This window comes from Dactylosporangium aurantiacum (genome assembly GCF_000716715.1).
GTDB classification, from domain to species: domain Bacteria; phylum Actinomycetota; class Actinomycetes; order Mycobacteriales; family Micromonosporaceae; genus Dactylosporangium; species Dactylosporangium aurantiacum.
The window spans coordinates 99,850-118,294 of sequence record NZ_JNYJ01000047.1 but is presented as its reverse complement, the minus strand read 5'-3'; the positions used below and the strand labels follow the sequence as shown (position 1 = coordinate 118,294).

The 18,445-nt window shown below is 73.2% G+C and carries 21 protein-coding genes; 9 read left to right on the top strand and 12 right to left on the bottom strand.

What is annotated here, in order from left to right; translation table 11 throughout:
* The first annotated feature begins 27 nt into the window (after window positions 1-27).
* Window positions 28-912 (top strand): DUF1996 domain-containing protein, encoded by an 885-nt coding sequence (locus tag OP18_RS40275; protein ID WP_052388044.1) that lies wholly within the window; start codon window positions 28-30, stop codon window positions 910-912.
* Window positions 913-1,042: 130 nt separating this feature from the next.
* A complete protein-coding gene (locus tag OP18_RS53745; protein ID WP_156090125.1) occupies window positions 1,043-1,852 on the top strand; it encodes an Rv0361 family membrane protein in 810 nt (269 codons plus the stop codon).
* Between the two features lie 15 nt (window positions 1,853-1,867).
* On the opposite strand, the gene OP18_RS40265 is transcribed toward OP18_RS53745, so the two are convergent.
* Window positions 1,868-2,779 (bottom strand): carbohydrate kinase family protein, encoded by a 912-nt coding sequence (locus OP18_RS40265; protein WP_245635695.1) that lies wholly within the window; start codon window positions 2,777-2,779, stop codon window positions 1,868-1,870.
* A gap of 454 nt (window positions 2,780-3,233) precedes the next feature.
* Here OP18_RS40265 and OP18_RS53740 point away from each other — a divergent pair, with 454 nt between their 5' ends.
* Entirely contained in the window at window positions 3,234-4,298 is a 1,065-nt protein-coding gene (locus tag OP18_RS53740) for a hypothetical protein (RefSeq protein ID WP_052388042.1), read from the top strand.
* On the opposite strand, the gene OP18_RS53735 is transcribed toward OP18_RS53740, so the two are convergent.
* The 3 genes from OP18_RS53735 to OP18_RS40245 are packed head-to-tail and all read right to left on the bottom strand — an operon-like array spanning window position 4,299 to window position 7,222.
* Window positions 4,299-6,455, bottom strand: coding sequence for an Hsp70 family protein (locus OP18_RS53735; protein WP_052388041.1), 2,157 nt, complete (start codon window positions 6,453-6,455; stop codon window positions 4,299-4,301).
* A gap of 17 nt (window positions 6,456-6,472) precedes the next feature.
* A complete protein-coding gene (locus OP18_RS40250) occupies window positions 6,473-6,922 on the bottom strand; it encodes a DUF427 domain-containing protein (protein ID WP_033364428.1) in 450 nt (149 codons plus the stop codon).
* A gap of 21 nt (window positions 6,923-6,943) precedes the next feature.
* Complete coding sequence (locus OP18_RS40245) at window positions 6,944-7,222, bottom strand: DUF6959 family protein (protein WP_033364427.1); 279 nt, start codon at window positions 7,220-7,222, stop codon at window positions 6,944-6,946.
* Here OP18_RS40245 and OP18_RS40240 point away from each other — a divergent pair.
* On the top strand, window positions 7,216-7,548 hold the full coding sequence (locus OP18_RS40240) for a hypothetical protein (RefSeq protein WP_156090124.1): 333 nt from the start codon (window positions 7,216-7,218) through the stop codon (window positions 7,546-7,548). The genes OP18_RS40245 and OP18_RS40240 overlap by 7 nt on opposite strands.
* Window positions 7,549-7,637: 89 nt before the next feature.
* On the opposite strand, the gene OP18_RS40235 is transcribed toward OP18_RS40240, so the two are convergent.
* Window positions 7,638-8,057, bottom strand: a complete 420-nt coding sequence (locus OP18_RS40235; protein ID WP_033364425.1) for a DUF1810 domain-containing protein — start codon at window positions 8,055-8,057, stop codon at window positions 7,638-7,640.
* Between the two features lie 68 nt (window positions 8,058-8,125).
* Between OP18_RS40235 and OP18_RS40230 the strand changes: the two genes are divergently transcribed.
* The 3 genes from OP18_RS40230 (at window position 8,126) to OP18_RS40220 (ending at window position 10,667) form a co-directional block, all read left to right on the top strand.
* The gene (locus OP18_RS40230) at window positions 8,126-8,665 is read left to right on the top strand and encodes a DUF6939 family protein (RefSeq protein ID WP_211273823.1); all 540 of its coding nucleotides are present in this window, start codon (window positions 8,126-8,128) and stop codon (window positions 8,663-8,665) included.
* 614 nt (window positions 8,666-9,279) lie between these two features.
* A complete protein-coding gene (locus tag OP18_RS40225) occupies window positions 9,280-9,945 on the top strand; it encodes a MarC family protein (protein ID WP_033364492.1) in 666 nt (221 codons plus the stop codon).
* Between the two features lie 80 nt (window positions 9,946-10,025).
* Window positions 10,026-10,667: a hypothetical protein gene (locus tag OP18_RS40220; protein WP_156090123.1), complete on the top strand. Its 642-nt coding sequence runs from the start codon at window positions 10,026-10,028 to the stop codon at window positions 10,665-10,667.
* A gap of 159 nt (window positions 10,668-10,826) precedes the next feature.
* Here the strand turns inward: OP18_RS40220 and OP18_RS40215 are convergent, their stop codons facing one another.
* Together OP18_RS40215 and OP18_RS40210 are read right to left on the bottom strand one after the other, a co-directional pair.
* On the bottom strand, window positions 10,827-11,567 hold the full coding sequence (locus OP18_RS40215; RefSeq protein ID WP_033364422.1) for an SDR family oxidoreductase: 741 nt from the start codon (window positions 11,565-11,567) through the stop codon (window positions 10,827-10,829).
* Window positions 11,564-11,878, bottom strand: coding sequence for a cupin domain-containing protein (locus OP18_RS40210; RefSeq protein ID WP_211273822.1), 315 nt, complete (start codon window positions 11,876-11,878; stop codon window positions 11,564-11,566). The genes OP18_RS40215 and OP18_RS40210 overlap by 4 nt, the downstream gene beginning before the upstream one ends.
* 237 nt (window positions 11,879-12,115) lie before the next feature.
* On the opposite strand from OP18_RS40210, the gene OP18_RS40205 reads away from it, so the two are divergent.
* Window positions 12,116-12,682, top strand: coding sequence for a hypothetical protein (locus tag OP18_RS40205; protein WP_033364420.1), 567 nt, complete (start codon window positions 12,116-12,118; stop codon window positions 12,680-12,682).
* 53 nt (window positions 12,683-12,735) lie between these two features.
* A complete protein-coding gene (locus OP18_RS40200; RefSeq protein WP_033364419.1) occupies window positions 12,736-13,314 on the top strand; it encodes a hypothetical protein in 579 nt (192 codons plus the stop codon).
* A 207-nt stretch (window positions 13,315-13,521) separates the two neighbouring features.
* Here the strand turns inward: OP18_RS40200 and OP18_RS40195 are convergent, their stop codons facing one another.
* From OP18_RS40195 to OP18_RS40175, 5 genes are all read right to left on the bottom strand, one after another.
* Window positions 13,522-14,298, bottom strand: coding sequence for a phosphotransferase (locus OP18_RS40195; protein ID WP_033364418.1), 777 nt, complete (start codon window positions 14,296-14,298; stop codon window positions 13,522-13,524).
* The gene (locus OP18_RS40190; RefSeq protein ID WP_033364417.1) at window positions 14,295-15,245 is read right to left on the bottom strand and encodes a methylenetetrahydrofolate reductase; all 951 of its coding nucleotides are present in this window, start codon (window positions 15,243-15,245) and stop codon (window positions 14,295-14,297) included. The genes OP18_RS40195 and OP18_RS40190 overlap by 4 nt, the downstream gene beginning before the upstream one ends.
* A gap of 52 nt (window positions 15,246-15,297) precedes the next feature.
* Window positions 15,298-15,654, bottom strand: a complete 357-nt coding sequence (locus tag OP18_RS40185; protein WP_033364416.1) for a hypothetical protein — start codon at window positions 15,652-15,654, stop codon at window positions 15,298-15,300.
* A 97-nt stretch (window positions 15,655-15,751) separates the two neighbouring features.
* Complete coding sequence (locus OP18_RS40180) at window positions 15,752-17,347, bottom strand: pectate lyase family protein (protein WP_033364415.1); 1,596 nt, start codon at window positions 17,345-17,347, stop codon at window positions 15,752-15,754.
* Between the two features lie 217 nt (window positions 17,348-17,564).
* The gene (locus tag OP18_RS40175; RefSeq protein WP_033364414.1) at window positions 17,565-18,437 is read right to left on the bottom strand and encodes a LysR family transcriptional regulator; all 873 of its coding nucleotides are present in this window, start codon (window positions 18,435-18,437) and stop codon (window positions 17,565-17,567) included.
* Window positions 18,438-18,445 lie beyond the last annotated feature (8 nt).

Genomic DNA, 18,445 nt, shown 5'->3' with positions numbered 1-18,445 from the left:
GCTCGATTCCACCGCCAAGGAGTTGCTATGAGCATCAGGTCCATGCTGCCCCGTGCCCGGATCCGGCCGGTGCGGCGCATCCTCGTCGTCGCCGTCACCGCGGCGGTGCTGGGCACCGTCGGAGGGCTCGGCACCGCCGCCGCGGCGGACGACCCGCCCCGCACCCAGTACCACGAGATGCACGCCAACTGCACCGTCACCCACCGGCTCGGCGACGACCCCATCGTGTTCCCGGGGCTCGCCGGCGCCTCCCACAACCACTCGTTCATCGGCAACCCCGCCACCAACGCCAACTCCACGCCGGCGTCGCTGGTCGGGGGCGCCACCTCCTGCGAGGACCAGAAGGACGCGTCCGGGTACTGGTTCCCGACGCTGCTGCAGAACGGCACCCCGGTGCTGCCGGACAAGCCGACCGTCTACTACAAGTCCGACGTCAGGGACTACCGCACCGTCAAACCGTTCCCGGCGGGCTTCAAGCTGCTCGTCGGTGACGCCCGCACCCCGGACGCCGCGCACTTCACCGGCAACTGGCAGTGCCCCGGCTACAAGGGCAACGAGATCCCCGCGTCGTGCCCGTCCGGCTCGTCGCTGGTCGTCCGGATGACCGCGCCCAGCTGCTGGGACGGCGTCCACCTCGACACCGCCGACCACAAGTCGCACATGGCGTGGCCGGTCGGCGGCGTCTGCCCGGCCACCCACCCGGTGCCGCTGCCGATGCTGGAGATCAAGCTGCCCTACAAGCTGCCCGGCGGCAACACGTCGAACCTGGCGTACTCCTCCGGGGCCGGCTACACGTTCCACTACGACTTCATGAACGGGTGGGACGCGGCCCGGCAGGCGTATCTGGTCAGCTACTGCATCAACGGTGGCCGCCAGTGCAACGGCTACGGAGAGGACCCGAAGAAGCCCTGAGCGTCGCATCCTGACGCCAGACCGGCCCGGAAGCCGCCCGCCAACCGGCTTCCGGGCCCCTCGCCCGCGGCGGCCGCCGGCGGCCGCGCCGCCGCGCGACGGAAGTCAGGGCGGTGTATACGATGTCGCGGTGACGTATCCGGGGGGTCAGTCAGATCCGCAGCAGCCGTTCGGTCAGCCACCTGGCGCGCCGCAGCACCAGCAGCCGTTCGGCCAGCCGCCGGGCGCGCCGCAGCAGCACCAGCAGCCCTATGCGCCGCCGGCGGTGCCCGCGGGGCCCTACCAGCCGCCGGTCTCCGGCCAGCCGTACGCGCAGCCGCCGGTCTCCGGCCAGCCCTTCGCGCAGCCGCCGGTCTCCGGCCAGCCCTTCGCGCAGCCGCCGGTCTCCGGCCAGCCGTTCGCGCAGCCACCCACGCAGTCCTTCACGCCGCCCGCCGGTCACCCGGGCCAGCCGGCGTACGGGCCGCCGACCGGTGCGCTGCCGGTGCCCGCGCCCACCGGCGGCGAGCAGCGCGGCGGCAAGTGGGCCCTTGTCGCCGGCGGTGCGCTGCTGCTGGTCGTCGCGTTGGTCGTCGGCGGATACTTCACCTTCCAGCAGGTGTTCGTGCACACCCCGACCGAGGTGGTCGAGGCGTATCTCGACGCGGCCACCAAGGACGACCCGGATCCGGCCGAGCTGGAGCGCTACCTGTGCTCCGAGGAGGCGGCGAAGCTGAAGAAGGAGCTGGCCAACAGCAAGTCCTCCTCGTCGGGCTCCTCGTCCACCAGCACCACGGTCCTTGACTGGCACGTGACCGGCGAGTCGGTCAGCGGCAAGACCGCCACGGTCTTCACCGAGTTCACCATCAAGACCAGCAGCGGCCGCACCACCACCAACAACCTGAACCTGACCCTGGTCAAAGAGGGCCGCGCCTGGAAGATCTGCGGCTACGACGACTGACCGGCGGCGCCCGGCCTACGGCAGCTTGCGGGTCTCGACCCGGTCGAGCACGCCGCGCAGCCGCTCCGCCCGCAGCGGTGCGTAGGACTGGCAGCCGAACTCGCCCACCGTGAGCGTGCCGAGCGCCGTCGCCGTGGCCAGGCAGTCCTCGACGGACCGGCGCTGAGCGTACAGGCTGCAGAACGCGCCGGCGAAGGCGTCACCCGCGCCGGTGGTGTCGGTGACGACCGCCGCCGGCGGGACCGCCGCGAACCGGTCGTCGTCGGCCGCGCAGTACACCTCGCCGGGCCCGTCGGTGGTGACGACGACCCGCGGCCCCATCCGCCGCAGCGCGCCTGCCGCCTCGGCGGCGTCGCGGAAACCGGCGGCGCGCACGGAGTCCAGCTTCATGAACACGATCTCCGCGGTGGCCATCATCGCGACGAAGTCCGGGGTGTCCCACGCCGACTCGACGAAGTACGGCTCCAGGTCGAACACGACCGCCGCCCCTGCCGCCCGGGCGGCGGCGCCGATCTCCCGGCACCAGGCGGCGTCCAGCGCGACCGGGTACACCACGTCCCAGGCGCCGCCGGCAGCCTCGGCGGCGATGGGGCCGGGATCCGGCAGCGGCAGGTCGGACTCGACGATGACCATCGTCTTGTCCGCGTCCCGGTCGACGACCGTGTAGGAGGTGAGGCTGTCCGCGGTGGGGACGTCGGCCGACCCGGTCAGGTCGATGCCGAGCGCGGTCAGGCGCCGACGGATCTCCCCGGCCTCGGCGTCCGCGCCGAACGTGGCGACGAGCCGGGCCTCGGCACCGAACTGACGCGCCGCGACGGCGAAGTTGGCGGCCATCCCACCGGCGAACCAGCCGATTCGGCGGCCATTGACCTTTTCGTCTTTCCGCGGCAGCGAAACGACCCGCAAATAGTGGTCGACCGAGACCATCCCGGCCGCGAGAACGGCCGGAACGCGGCTCGAGGCGGGCATGCCGTCACCTTTCAACAATGGTGGTGCCGAAACGCGACGATATCCCACCCGCGACGCGCGCGGCAACGCGCGTGCCGGGCGGCCGCCCCGCCGGCCTGCCCCCGACCGGGCCGGCGGGACGGCGGGGTGTCAACCGCCGCGAACTGCGGTGATCAGGGCGGCGAGCGCGGACAGCAGCGCCGCGACCGTCAACCAGTTGATGGGGTACTGCCGTGGCCTGCGTGGTGTCCTCCGGTTCGTCATCGTTCCCTCCAGCCGCGCGAAATGCTGAAACACAATCGTCATCCTGGGTTTCGGCCGTCCTCCGGAAGTTGGCGAACATTGGCCGCGGTTGACTCTTCTTGACCCGCGTGTTGAACTGGCAACTCGCCGTCCGCGGTGCCGGAGAAACTGGAAACGGGAGGCTGGTCGAGTGCCGCTGCAGCCGCCGGATCGTCACGTCCTACCGGACGGCCCGCTGCGCGCCCTGGTCCTGCAACTGCACCACCTCTACCGCCAGGCGGGCTATCCCGGTCTCAAGAAGATCAGCGCCGAGATCCGCGACCGTGAGGACCTGCCCGACGTGGTCAGCCACGAGACGGTCAGCAAGATCCTGCAGGGCGAGGTGCTGCCCCGGTGGAGCAAGTTGGAGAGCATCGTCAGGGTGCTTGCCGGGTGGTCCGTCGACCGGCCCCGTCCCGACGGCGAGGCGAAGCGGTTCCAGCAGCTGTGGCACGTCGCCGGCGGGTTCCCCGCCGAGGAGGTCGGCGCGGCGGCGCCCGCCGGACCGACCGGCGGCGACCACGAGGGGCCCGCCGCGGCCGGGCCGGAGCACGACCTGGTCGTGGAGCGGGAGGAGGCCCACCTGCACTACGCGGACGGCAGCTACCGGTGCACGATCCGGCGCGCCTTGCACAACGGCATGGACGAGCCGGTCACGCAGTTCCCGATCGAGATCCGGGTCGACCGGTTCCCCGACGACCCCGAGTACTCCAACCGCCACCACCACGCCCACCCGCTGGTGCTGAGCGAGCTGCGGCTCGCCGCCTCGTGCGCCGGCGAGCCGATGAACTGGCGGGCCTACACCGACCGTGACACGCTCAAGGAGGTGTGGCTGCTGTTCGAGAACGCCCAGGGTCAGTTCCCGCTCTACCCCGGCCAGCGCACCACCATCACCTACTCGTGGACCGCGAGCGCGCAGCAGTGGGGTCCTTGGCTGCAGCGGGAGATCCGGCTGCCGACCCGGTTGCTGGCGGTGCGGCTGGACCTGCCGGTGTCCGCCGACCCGGTGGTGTGGGGCGTGCGCAGCTCGCTGTGGCACGGCGACGTGCCGCTGCGCACGCCGATCACGCGGGAGGTGCCCGGCGACGGGCGGGTCGTGTTCTCGTGGCAGACCGACCGGACCGCCCTGCAGGAGCGGTACCGGCTCGAGTGGCGCTTCCGCGACGACCCCGACGGGGTCACCGCCCGCGCGCCGCGGCCCGGGGCGCCGGCCTGATCAGCCGAGCGCGGACACCGTCTTGGGCAGGCTCGCCTTGCCGATGTCGGCGAGGCGGGTCTGCAGGTCCTTGATCTGGGCGTCGGTGAAGGACTTGCCGGTGCCGCCGGGGCTGGCGACGAGGGTGATGTTGAGGACCAGGTTCGACTCGACCCCGACGAAGGTGACGGTCAGCACCGCCGGCTGCTGCTTGTCGACGTACGTGAACGCCTGCTCGCCGACGCCCGGCAGCTCGGTGACGGGGCCGTTGAGCTTGGCGGAGTCCAGCAGCTGCTTGGCGACGGCGGCGCCGGAGGCCAGGTCGGCGTAGACGGTGGCGACGGACACCACCGAGGCGGTCGCGACCGTGGAGCCGGACCGGTGCATGCGGGTGACCGTGCAGGAGGCGGTGCCGGCGAAGGTGTTCAGGTTCCGCGACGGTGTCGGGTCGCTGGCGAGCTCCTCGTACGTGCCGTTGATCGCCCCCGTGTCCAGCGTGCCGCAGACGTTCTGCGGCAGTTTCGTCAGCTGGAACCGGCCCGGGCCGCCGGGCTGGCGGGCGGCGCCGGAGCCGGTGGATCCGTTCGGGCCGCCGGACTTGCCGTTGTCCCTCGTCAGCAGGTACACGCCGACGCCGCCACCGAGCACGACCACCGCGAGGAGCACCAGCACGACCGCCGTGGCGATGCCCGCGCCGCCGCGTCGCTGGGTGGCCGGTGGCGGCGGGCTCCAGCCGGGCCCGGCCGGGCCGCCGGGCGGTGCGGGTCGCGGCACCGGACCCGGCACCGGACCCGGCACCGCCGAGACCGGGGCCGGGCCGTACGGCGTCGCGGACACGGGCATCGGCGCGGCCCGCATCCCGCCGGCGACGGTCGAGTCGGGGATCGCCGAAGCCGGGATTCCGGTCGTGTACGCGCCGGTGTCGTACCCGCCGGCGGGCGAGCCGGGCGCCGCCGGCCCGTACGGAGACTGGGGCGCCGCGACCGGCTGCGGGTATCCGTACGGCGGCTGCGGCGCGGGCGGGCCGTACGGCGGCTGGGTCGCCGGTGGGCCGTACGGTGGCTGCTGCGCGGGCGGGCCGGAGACGGCCGCGGCGGACGTCGGCGGGCCCGAGGCCGGCGCGCCGGAGACCGGGGGAGCGGCCGTGAGCGGGGTGCCGGTCGCGTACAGCGAGCCCTCCGCGACGACGAGCTCCGGCTGCTCCGCGACGACCGGCACGATCCCCAGCGCCTCGTGCAGCATCGTGGCCACGAGCGGGATCCGGCTGGAGCCGCCGACGAGGAACAGCCCGGCGACCGACGACGGCGGCACGGCCGACTCGGTGAGCAGCGCCCGGGTCATCGACACGGTCTGGCGCAGCACCGGCCGGGCGAGGCCCTCCAGCTGCTCCCGGCCGAGCGGCACCTCCTTGCCCAGCGCCGGGATCATCACCACGGTGCCGCTCGCCCGCGACAGCATCTCCTTCGCGGAGCGCACGTCGTCCCACAGCTGCCGGCGGGTCGCGGGGCTGGTCCACAGGGTGCCGTAGGTCGCCTCGAGGAACGCGACCACGGTCGCGTCGACGTCGAGCCCGCCGACGTCGTTGAGCCCGTCGGAGGCGACCGGCTCGAACCCCTGCGCGGAGCGCCGCAGCAGGGTCACGTCGCAGGTGCCGGCGCCCAGGTCGTACACGACGACGCAGGCACCGGCGGGAAGCTCGGCGCCCCTGGTCGCGGCGAGATAGGTGGCCGCGGCGACGGGCTCGGCGACCAGGTCGACGTCGGCGAAGCCGGCCTGGCGGGCCGCCTCGACGAGCACGGCCCGCCGGCCGGTGCCCCAGTTGGCCGGGTGGGTGAGGGTGACGCCGCCGACCGGGCCGGCGACCCGCGCCGCCTCGGTCGCCACCCGCCGCAGCACGGACGCGACGAGGTCCCGCACGCCGACCTCGGTGTCGCCGAGCAGGACGCTGGTGTCGTCGACGCGCCGCTTCGGGTTGGGCTCCAGCCGCTCGGGGGCGCTGCGCGCCAGGTGCGCGGCGTCGCGGCCGGTGTGCAGGCGCCCGTCGGGGCCGAGCAGGACCGCCGAGGACAGCAGCGGCGAGCCGTCGAACAGCAGCGGCTGGACCCGCCCGTCCGGGCGGCGCAGCATGGCGATCGTCGTGGACGTGCCGAAGTCGACGCCGAGCCGGAAACCTGTCACGGTCGGCGAGCTTAGTCTCACCAGCCCCTGGTGCCCGGACCGCCCTTGAACGGGCCGGTGACGTCGCTGGTGAGCCAGCCACCGTAGAAGTCGCCGGGCTGGGCGGTGACCCGCTCACCGTCGACGGTGCACTCGTCGAACCTGCCGGGGTAGAACGCCAGCAGCCCGCGCAGCGCCTCATACCCCGGTGTGGGGTCCTCGTAGGACCACGCGGCGTCCGCGACCCCGGCCACCTCCCAGTACGTGGCCACGCCCTTGAACTCGCAGAACGTCTGCCGCTGCGAGCGGCGCCGCGGCGCCACCACGTCGGCCGGCGGCACGTAGTACACCGGCGGATGCGACGTCTCCAGGACCCGCAGCGCGCGGCGGGTGTCGGCGACGACCTGCCCCGCGTGCCGGACCACGATGTGCCGCGCCGTCGGCTCCACCCTGGGCGGCCGCGGATAGTCCCACACGGACTCGGTCACAGCTGTAGCCTACCGCCGCGCTCAGCCGGGGCGTCGGAACGGCAGCGGCATGCCGGAGGCGTCGACCACCCGGATGTAGCCGTCGAGGAGTCCGGCGAGATGGTTCGCCACATACGCCAGTTCCTCCTCCGCGCTCGCGGTGTCCCCGGCCCGCAGCAGGGCCAGGGCCTGCTGGACCTCCGCGGTGAGGATGGACAGCGAGTCGCCCTGCACGAGCAGCCCGGGGAAGCGCCGGCCGGGCAGCCGCAGCACCGCGTAGTTCTGCGCGCCCGTCATCATCTCGACCTCGACCCGTGCCATCGTCCGATCGTACGGCGGCCGCAGGGTTCGCCGTCCAGGAGAACTACGACTCGCAGTTCGGCGTGTACGAGGCCGACCACAACTCGGCCGAGGCGACCAGCTTCGACCAGGGCCACAGCGTCGAGTTCACCGGCGCGGACGGCTCGCACTACGCCGAGCAGGACTTCACCTCCTACGACCACTCCGCCGCGGAGTCCGACCACGTCTTCGCCGCCGAGGGCTCCGAGTCCTACGACGCCAGCGAGTACCACCAGCTCGACGCCCTCCAGGCCCGCCTGGACAGCGCGTTCGCCTCGGCGACCGAGATCAACACCGTCTCGGCGTAACCCGTCCGCACCACATTGCCCCTGGCGTGAGGCCGGCCACCGACTGCGGTGGCCGGCCTTCGCCACGTCCCGGCCGCTGTCGCTGTCGTTCAGGCCCGGCGGATCGTCTCGCCGTCCGGGGCACCCTCGAAGAACCGGGCGATGACCCGGCCGAACACCGACTCCTCCGGTGCGGCCAGCTGGAACAGCGTCATCGACGAGCGCAGCTTCATCGCGTCGACCTCGCCGAGGACCTGCTGGGCGGTCGCCTCGGTGTTGCCGAGCATCGCCTCGGCGCACTCGTGCAGGCGCGGGCCGAGCACCGGGTGCTGCAGGTACGCCCGCGCCTCGTCCAGCGACCCGATCGCGTACCGCTGCGCCGTCGGACTCGACCCGAGCCCCGCGATCTGCGGGAACACGAACCACATCCAGTGGCCGCGCTTGCGGCCGCGGCGCAGCTCCTCCAGCGCGTCGTCGTACGTGCCGGCCTGGGCGTCGACGAACCTGGCGAGGTCGTACGGATCTTCCATACCGGAAATTGTCGTACCCCGGGGGCATGATGCGTGGGACGGGGGAGGGGGTTTCGATGGTGGTGCAGGTGGCGAGCAGGCGGCGGGGGCAGGCGTCGCTGGCGGCGGCGTTCCCGGGTGCGACGGTGCTGGACGTGACGTCCCGCGGGGCGCAGCCGTGGGTGCGGCTCAGCCCGTTCTATCCGCACGGCGGCATCCCGGTGCCGTTCAGCCCGGGCACGACGGGGCAGTCGGTGGAGGGCATCTGGCAGGCGCTGAAGGTGTTCGAGACCGCCGACGTCGACCCGGCGAAGCTGACCGCCACCGGCATGACCGGCCTGAAGCGGACCGTCCGCCGGTTCGGCGCGGTCCGCGGCCACCGGCGCGGCCTGACCGGCGACACGCTGCTGGACTACGAGTCGGCGCGCCGGCAGATCTACGTACCGGTGTACCGGTGGGTGCTGGAGCACCGGGCGGCCGAGGAGGTGGCGGCGCTGCGCCGGCTCGCCGATGAGGGTGATCTGGTCCTGCTCGACTACACCACCAACGGCGACGTGACGGACCTGGCGACGCCGTTGTCGCATGCCGCGCTGATCCGCCGATACCTGCTGGCCGACTGGCCGGAGTGAGGCCGCCGCCGGCTGCGGCCTCGGCGGTGAGGTGTGGCGGCGATGCCGCGGGGTAGTGCCTGGGCCTGTCGCGTCCCGTCCAGGGGTGCGCCCGGGGTGGAGGTCCGCGATGCCCGCTGCAGCGCCGCCGGAGGTCGACCGGCTGCCGGAAGTGCTGGTGCGCCGGCCTTGGTCGAGCGCGCGCCGGCGTCGGTCGAGCGTGCGGATGGCTCGGTTGAGCGTGCGGATGGCTCAGTTGAGCACGCTGGTGCCGCGGTCGCGGGTGCGGGGGCTTCGGCCGGGTGAGGACTGGCTGCGCTGTGGTGACCTGCCGCGGGTGAGGCGTGCCCGGGCCGGGTGGGACGGGTCCGTCGCGCCGCGGCGCGGGCGACGGGTGCCGGTCGTGGAGGTCGGTGACCGGTGGCGGCGCGTCCGGCTTGGCGGCGGCATCCAGCGGCCGTATTGCCGGCTCGGCGGCGGCGTCCAGCGGCCGTCTGGCGGGCTCGGTGGCGGCGTCCAGCGGCCGTCTGGCGGGCTCGGTGGCGGCGTCCAGCGGCGGCACGGCCGGCCCGGCGGAGGCCTCCGGCGGGCCGTGGTTGACCGCCTCGAGCGCGGTGGGGGGTGACCGCGGCGCCATGTCCGACGTGGACCTGGCGGTGCTCATGCTGCTGGCCCTCATCGGCCTGTACAGCCCGGTTGCCGCCGTGTCGTCGTACATCCCGCTGCTGCAGCCCGTCGACGCGCGGCAGTATCAGCGGCTCGCGGTGGGGTTGTTCCTCACCGTGGCCGCGGTCGCCGTCGGCACGATCCTCGTCGGTGAGCCGCTGCTGGAGCTGCTCGGCCTGAGCGCCGCCGCGCTGTCGGCGACGGCTGGCATCGCCCTGATGATCGCGGCGGTGCCGTTGATGCTCGGGCGGACCGACGACCACGCGTCGGCGTCCACCGGCGCGGCGCTCGCACCGCCGTCCGCGTCGTGGCGGTCGATGCTGTTCATGCCGCTCGCGTTCCCGCTCACCGTCGGCGGCGCCACGATCGCGGTCCTGGTCGGGTTCCGCGCCCAGGTCGACAGGGTCAGCGGCATCCTGGCCCTGGTGATCGCCGCGCTGGTCCACGCCGCGATCACCGGCGGGTGCGTGTACGTCGCCGGGACCACGCGCCGCCGCCTGTCCGACCGCACCCGCATGGTCGCGGACCGCGTCGCCGGGCTCCTGCTCACCGCGATCGCCGCGACCCTGCTGGCGAGCGGCTTCACCCGCCTTGCCGTCGACGCCCTCACCGCCCTGGGTGTGCTGCGGCGTTAGCGCGGGGGTGTGTGCTGCGGGGTCAGCCCGAACCCGTGCGTGAAGATGCAGTGCACGCCCTCGACCCGAGGGTGATCTCAGTGCAGGATGCCACCATGTCGGACACTGCAACAAGCGACGATGCTGCGCTGGATGGACCTGGCTGGCGGCTGATCTGGGCAATGTGGATCTGCGCATTCCACCTGATCGTCGTTGCAGTGGCAGGTGGCGTGCTCTGGTCCTCGAGCTACCCGGGCTGGCACCTCATCTTGTTGGCGGCCAGCGGCTTCGCGTCCGTCGTCGTCGCCTGCTGCTGGCTCGGCTCGTCCCTCTACGTCGCCCGTACCACCGGCAGGTGGAGCAGATGGTTGCTGATCGCGCCGGTCATCGGCGTACTCACCTTGGTTCTGCTCGGCACCGGCGTGCCGCTGAACATGCGGTGGGCGGCCAACCGGGATGCGTTCGCCGCCGTTGTTGCCGGACACCCGATTCCACCGCCGGGCAGTGAGTGGCAGCACTTCACCGTGCCGCGCTGGTTGGGCAGCTACATCATCGTAGGCGCCGCTTGGGTGCCCGGTGGCGCGGTGTTCCGCGAAGATCAAGGCGCCTTTTTCGACAGCGCCGGCTTCGCCTACCTGCCCGGCGGGCCAACTGCGGAACTCAACGCCGACGGCTGGTTGGTGAGGCCGTCGTTCCGACACCTCGGCGGCGGCTGGTACAGCTGGACCGGCAACTCGTCGTAGCCGACAAACGACGCTTGCCGGCCACCGGGGTCTCCAGCCCAGGCGCCCGCGCTGTGGCGCAGATCTTGCCGGCGACAGTCCCGGCGGTGCGAGCGCCGCGAGCATGGGGGTGCGGGTGGGAACCCCCGCCCGGCGCCGGCAGGCGCCGCAGGATTGCTGTCAGCCGGTGGCGGCGAGCCAGTCGCGGTACGTCGTCGTCGCGATCAGCGCATCCTCGCCGGCGGTGATCGCGTCGTCCGGCACCGCGGCGTACAGGCCGGCGGTGGGGTCGGTGACGACGGTGCGGCCGTCGCCGTGGGCGGCGAGCGTGATGCGGCCGAGCTCGTCGAGGGGGTACACCTCGGGGCCGGCGACCTCGACGGTGCCGGTCAGCGGCGGGCCGGCGCTGACGTCGGCCACGACCCGGGCGACGTCGGCGGCGGCGACCGGCTGCAGCGGGGTGGTGGGGAGGCGGACGGTGTCCGCGTCGGCGGTCCACGACAGCACCGTGTCGACGAACTCGAAGAACTGGGTGGCGCGCACGATCGAGTACGGGACCGGGCCCTCCTTCAGCAGGTCCTCCTGCAGCACCTTGGCCCGGTAGTGCACGACGTCCGGGACCCGGTCGGCGCCGACGATCGACAGCACGACCGCGTGGCTGACGTCCGCGTCGCGGGCGGCCGTGAGGAGGGTGTCCATGCTGGCCCGGAAGAACGCCGGGGACGCCTCGTCGAACGTCGGCGAGTTCGTCAGGTTCACCGCGACGTCGGCGCCGCGGACCGCACCGGCGACGCCCCGGCCGCTGACCAGGTCGACGCCGGTGGACAGGCCGTGCGGCACCGCCTCGTGGCCGGCGGCGTCGAGCAGCGCGACGACCCGCGAGCCGATGCGGCCGGTGCCGCCGAACACCGCGACCTTCACGCCGGGACCCGGCGGCTCGCCCGGCGGGCGAGCTCGTCCTCCTCGACGAGGGTGAGCATGGGCTTGTCGGGGTCGCAGAACATCGTGACGGTGTACTTGACCGGCACGTCGTCGCGGTGGTTGCCGTCCTGGTAGTGGATGACGTCGCCGCCCGGTTCCCAGAACACGTCACCGGCGCGCAGCACGCGCGGCGGCTCGCCCTCGAGCTCGAACACCATCTCGCCCTCCAGGACGTACCCGAACGCGGGGCCGGGGTGGCGGTGCGGTGGCGTGCCGGGGTCGCCGGGCGGGAACTCCACGACGATCGTCATGGCGTGCGCGTCCTGGGGGACCTGCGGCGGTGACGCCTCCTGGAGCACGGTGACCGCCGACCGCCAGGCATCCGACCGGTGCCGCCCTGCGGCACCCGCTGAAGAAGTGTCGTGCATGGCGGGGACGTACCCGCCCGATGGCCGCTCACACCGCCGGAAACATGCGTGAGCGAGGGTGAGGTCGGCCGGCACGGGCCGGGCTAGCGTCGGTCGTGGCTCCTCGGGAAAGGATCTGCCATGTCCTCGACTGCGGCCATTGTCGCCATCGTCGTGCTCGCCCTCGCCGTGGTCGCGATCGTCGCGGCCGTCGTCAGCCGGCACCGCCGGACCGAGGCGTTGCGGCAGCGGTTCGGACCGGAGTACGAGCGGGCGCTCGACGAGCGGCACAGCCGCAGCGCCGCCGAGCGCGAGCTGCAGCAGCGCGAGCGGCGCCATGCCGAGCTGCAGCTCAGGGAGCTCGATCCACAGCAGCGGCAGCGGTACGCCGAGCAGTGGGAACGCATGCAGGCCCACTTCGTGGAGGAGCCCGAGGCAGCGACGCGGGAGGCCGACGAGCTCGTGACGAAGGTGATGGGGGAGCGTGGGTACCCCGTCGAGGACTTCGACACCCGGGTCCAGGATCTCAGCGTCGACCACGCCGAGACGCTCGGCCACTACCGCGACGCGCACGAGATCAACAAGGTGAACGAGCGCGGGCAGGCGTCGACGGAGCAGCTGCGGCAGGCGCTGATGCACTACCGGCTGCTGTTCGCCGAGCTGCTCGGCGACGCGTCGGGCGGCCGGCCGACCCCACGGCACGGCTGAGCACGGCCAACGACTGCTGAGCACGGCCAACGACTCAGGAAGGCACGATCGCGATGCGTGACGAGAACTTCCAGCAGGCACCGTTCGGCTCCGGCCAGGCGTCCCAGGCGCAACAGACCCCCGGGGCGCAGCAGACCGGCACCGGGCCCCAGCCGACCGGCCCGCAGCCGACCGGCCCCGAAGGCCGCGGCGGCGGGTACCCGGAGGGCACCCCGGCGCAGGGCGGCTACCCTGAGGGCGCGCCGCAGGGCGGCTACCCCGAGGGCGCGCCGCCGCAGGGCGGCCACCCCGAAGGCGCGCCGGCGCAGGGTGGCTACCCCGAAGGCACGCCGCAGAGCGCTTACCCCGAGACAGGGCAGGCGCAGGAGCAGGCCATCTGGGACGCCGCCGAGGCCGACCGGATCCGGCAGCGCTGGCACGAGGTGCAGACCCACTTCGTCGAGGACCCACGCGGCAGCGTCACCGAGGCGCGGCAACTGGTGGACGACGCGGTGCAGTCCCTCGCCGGCTGCGTCCGCCAGCGGGAGGAACAGCTGGAGCACGCCGGCGCCCGTTCCTCGGACAGCACCGAGGGCATGCGCGACACGGTGCTGCAGTACCACCAACTGCTCGACCGCCTGCTGACCGTCTGAACCCGGCCGCCGAACCGGCCGCCCGTCGCTGTCACCGCCCGCAGGTCGGCACGCCAGGGCGGCGCAGGCGGGCGGCCTGGTCGGAGATCAGCTCGGCGGCGATGAGCCACACCGCGCCGCGGCTCGCGGCGGTCATGAGCAGTGCAGCAGCGGGGCCGACCGTCGACGACCTCCTCCCGGTCGAGCGCGACGAAACCGTCGTCGGTGCTATGAGGTGGTGTCGAAGAAGTCGGCGAGCTCCGCCGCGGCGGTGAGCAGCCTCGCGTCGACGCCGTGCTCGACCATCCGCGCGAACGTGGCGTCACCGGCCGCCGCGGCCCGCCGGACCCGGCCCGCCTCGGCGGTCACCCGGTCCCGCACCAGGTCGACGAAGGCGCCGGTGGGGCCGGACCAGCCGTACACGTCGAGGAAGCGCCGCAGCCGCCGGGGGCGCTCGGCGAACGCCGTGAACCCCTCGGCCGCCACCACGTGCCGCGCGTGCAGCGGCACCCACGCGAACGCGGTGAACGCCAGGTCCGCCGCGCGGGTCACCGGCCCGGCGAGGTCCCAGTCGAAGAAGCCGGTGAGGCGCCCGTCCGCCCAGGCCGCGTTGTACGGCGCCGCGTCGTTGTGCCCGATGACGAGGCCCGGCCGCCAGGGCTCGCCGCCGCGCCAGCGGGCGTCCGCCGGCGGCACGAAGGACGCGACGGCGGCGTGGTAGGCGCGCAGCCAGTCGGCGACCTGGCGCAGCGCGTCGTCGCCGTGCACCCACGCGGGCCACGGCCGGGCCGCACCGACGACCGTGCCGGGCAGGAACGACAGCACCTCCCGGCCCTGCTCGTCGAGGCCCAGCGCGCGGGGCGCGGCGTCGAAGCCGGCCGCCTCCAGGTGCCGCAGCAGCGCGTGTACGGCCGGCGTCCACGGCCCCGCCACCCGCCGGACGGTGTCGCCGACGCGGACCGCGCCGCGGTCGAAGCCGCCGTCGAGCCGCAGCTCTCCGGTCACCGGCCGCGCTCGCGCAGCAGGGCGGCGACGTCGGCGGCCAGCTCGGTGGTCGCCTCGATCTCGGCCCGGCGGATGGAGACGCTCTCCACGTTGAAGCCGTACGGCATGCCCAGCTCCTCGCAGAAGTCCGCCAGGTCCCGGGCGATGGCGAGGGCCTGCCGGTAGGACTCGGCGAGCGGGTCGTCGGCGTACCGGATCGAGTTCTGCAGCCACCGGGGCACGTCGACGCCGAGCCAGCGGACGAACTCCAGGGTCTTGAGCGAGCCGCACAGCGACAGCGTGAACACCACCGTCCGCGGCGTCACCCCGCGGTCGCGGCACTCGTACAGGTAGTCGGAGACGAGGTTCTTCGCCTCGTTGACGTCGTACACCACCTGGGAGACGAAGAACGTGCAGCCGCGCTCCTGCTTGGCCAGCATGCGCAGGTGCTCCTCGCCGCCGCGGCGGTGCCGCTCGCCGATGACGACGGCGCCCAGCGGCAGGTCGGGGCGGACCTCCTGGCGCACCGCGTGGGCGCGGCGCATGTCGGTGCGCACCGACTTGTCGCCCGACGACGCGCCGACGAACACCCCGAGCACCCGTCGCGTGTCCGCGGTGCGCAGCCATTCGGCCAGCTCGTCCTCGTGGTACTTGCCGACGCAGCGGTAGATCACCGCCGGCCGGTCCCAGCCGCCGAGGTGCTCCGCGTGGTACCAGGCCGGGTCGAGCGTCGGCAGGTACGGAAACGGCCGCTCCTCGGGGTTGCGGTCGGACTCGTCGTCGATGTCGTACAGGATGAGCCCGTCGACGTCGAGCGGCGCCAGGCGCTCCAGCGTGACCGCGGCGATCTCCTTGATCCGCTCGGGTGTCGCGTTGCGCCGCGGCGGGGTGATGCTGAACAGCAGCACGCCCGGCCGCGCCTCGGCCAGCATCCGCTGCAGCCCCGGCCTCTCGTCCCCCTCGTCCATGCGACCACCCTATGGCCGGCGCCTCGACCCTGGATCGAGGATGTGTCCGCCGTTACCCCGCGGCGGGCGCCCGCAGGTCTGCGGGGTCGACGCCCCAACGGTCCAGGAACTCCCCGACGGTCAGCTCGGCGAGCTGCTGCCGGACGTAGGCGAGCAGCGCACCGTCCTCGTGGTCGGAGCGGGTCAGCCGGACCGCGGCGCCGTTGTCCATGCGGGTGACGACCAGGAAGCCCTTCGGCACGGGTGGATCGCCCTCCTCCATGAGCACGGCGAGCCCGATGCGCAGCAGCGCGCGCGTGTTGGCCCAGGCCCGGCTGACCGGCCGCGGCACCAGGTCGGCGCTGAGCACCAGCCCCGCCAGGACGTCCGGGTCGAGGTCCACGGGCTCGTCGCCACGTTCATCGTCCATCGACGCCCGATCGTAGCGCCGGCGACGCCCGATCGTAGCGCCGGCGACGCCGGAGCGGGGACCGGTGATCCGGCCCCCGCCCGAGGTGACGCGGCGGTCAGGCGTACGTCTCGAACTCCGCGACCCGCGGGGTGCCGGTCGCGCTGGTGATCTCGAAGGTGACCTTCTTCAGTGAGGTGCGGGTGAAGCTGATGGTGCCCGCACCGGTGCCGGAGGCCAGGACCGCGCCGGTGTCGCCGTTGAGGAGGCGCCAGTTGCGGATGTACCCGGTGGCGCCGGACGCCTCGCGGATGTTGACCCGGGAGATGGCGGTGGCGGAGCCCCACTTGATGGAGATGGAGCCGGTGGTGCCGGACGGCGACCAGTACGTGCTCATGCTGCCGTCACGGACGTTGCCGTAGCTGGTGCCGTCGGCCTTGCTGGAGCCGTCGGAGCCGGCGCCGAGGCTCAGGTTGGTCCCGCCCTGCGTCGGGCCGGGCGAGGACGGCGCGGGCGAGGACGGGCCGGGCGACGACGGCCGCGGCGAGGTGGGGGTCGGCGAGGTCGGGTTGCCGGTCGGCGTGGTCGGCGTGCAGCTGCCGTCGGAGACCTGCAGGCCCTTGTTGGCGCCGGCGGTGCGGCTCACCACGTCCGGCACGCAGCTGGCCGGGTCGAGGGCGAAGCTGTACGGGATGCTGACGCTGGTGTTGGAGGTCGGGTTCGGGCCCGCCGGGTTGGTGTCGGTGCCCTTCGGCGACCAGGTCACGTTGTCGAAGATGTTGCCGTTGACCTGCCAGTAGCCGGCCTCGCTGGTGTAGAACGTGCCGATGACGTCCTTGGAGTTCTTGAAGTAGTTGTTGTCGATCCTCGCCCGCGCGCCGGCCCGGGAGTTGATGCCGGACTCGTTGAGGCTGACGTAGGAGTTGTTGTAGATGTGCGCGATGCCGCCGCGCAGCAGGGGCGTGCGGGAGTCGATGTTCGAGTACGAGTTGTGGTGGAACGTGATGTAGCTGTTGCCCCGGTCGGTCTCGCTGGAGCCGATCAGGCCGCCGCGGCCGGAGTTCTTCAGCGTGCTGTAGGACAGCGTCACGTACTGCACGTCGTCCTTGAGGTCGAACAGGCCGTCGTAGCCCTCGGACTCGCCGCCGGACGCCTCGAGCGACACGTGGTCCACCCAGACGTTGCGCACGGTGCTCTCCATGCCGATGGCGTCGCCGCCGTTGGAGGTGGGGGAGCCCGACTTCTTGACGTTCTTGACCGTCACGTTCTGGATGATGATGTTGCTCGAGTCGCGGATGTGGATGCCGAGCTGGTCGAAGACCGCGCCACCGCCGACACCGATGATGGTGACGTTGCTGATCTCCTTGAGCTCGATCTTGTCGGCGGCGGTGTTGCAGCTGGAGCCGGACACCTTCGTCGTGTTGCCGTGGTTGATGGTGCCCTCGACCTGGATGATGATCGGGGTGCTGCTGCTGGCCCGGTTGCACAGCGCGGCGTGGATGGCGGTGCCGCTGGTGGCCCGGACCGTCTGGCCGCCGGCACCGCCGGTCGTGCCGCCGTTCTGGGTGGCGTAGCCGGTCACGCCACCGGTGGCCGCGGACGCTTCGGTGGTGGACAGGGCGATCCCGATGCCGGCGCCGACGACCGTGGTGGCCAGCGCGGCCACCGAGGTCCGCAGCGCGAGTCGTCGGCGGTTTCGGACGGTGTGACTCATAGAAGTCCTCCGGTGGGGCGAATGGTACGGCGGCGACGCGTCCTCGCGCCGTACAGCGCAGTCAGGAGGCGTTTCCCAGGCGGGGGAGCGGCGCTGATCTGCATCGACGGGACCCGATTCTAGGAAAGCGCTTTCCCCGAAGACAAGGCAAACCGTGTGCAGGTTTGTTGCAGTGCGCCGGCGGGCGCGGGGTGCTGAAATTTTCGCGGCGATCCGGTCAGTCGCGCGCCAGGATGCGCTCCACCAGGCCCGCGACCCTCGGATCCGCGAGGGCCGACGGCTGGTGGACCAGGTGGTAGGTGACCGGTGGCAGGCCGGCGACCGGGCGGGCGCGCACCCCGGCCGGCGCCGGCACGCAGCCGTTGACCACGGCGAGGCCCACGCCGAGCGCGACGAACTGCGCGATCAGCGGCCAGCCCTCGGCCTCCACGGCGACGGTCCAGTCCACGCCCTCCGCCCGCAGCGCCTGCTCCAGCAGCACCCGGTGCGGCCGGTGCTGCGGCGGCACGACCAGCCGCGTGCCCCGCAGCTCGGGCAGCGCCACCGGCCCGGGCCGGTCCAGCCGGTGTCCTTCGGGCACGAACAGCATCTGCGGGAACGTCGCGACGGCCACGGCGGTCAGGTCCTCGGGCAGCACGTCGAGCACGCTCACCCCGAGGTGCGCCTGCCCGGTGCGCACCGCGGCCAGCATCTGCCGGTGGTCGCAGTTGACCAGCCGCAGCCGGGTCGGCTCGTCGGTGAGCACCGCGCGGATGGTGTCGCCGAGCAGGTACAGGTAGGCGCCCTGCCCGGCGGCGAGCACCACCGGCCGCTGCGGCACGGCGCCGGCGAACTCGGTCAGGAACTGCGCGAGCCGCTCGTCGTGCGCGCGGGCGAAGCGGGCCACCGCCTCGCCGTCGGCGGTCAGCACGAGGCGGCGGCCGGTGCGGTGGTACAGCGGCCGCCCCAATGCCTGCGCGAGCTTGCCGATCTTCACGTGCAGCGCCGGTTGGGAGATGCGCAGCTGCGCGGCGGCCCGGGTGAAGTTCAGGTGGTCGGCGAACACCACGAAGGCGGCGAGCGCCTCCGGCGACACACCCCGGCGGTCCATAGGTACGA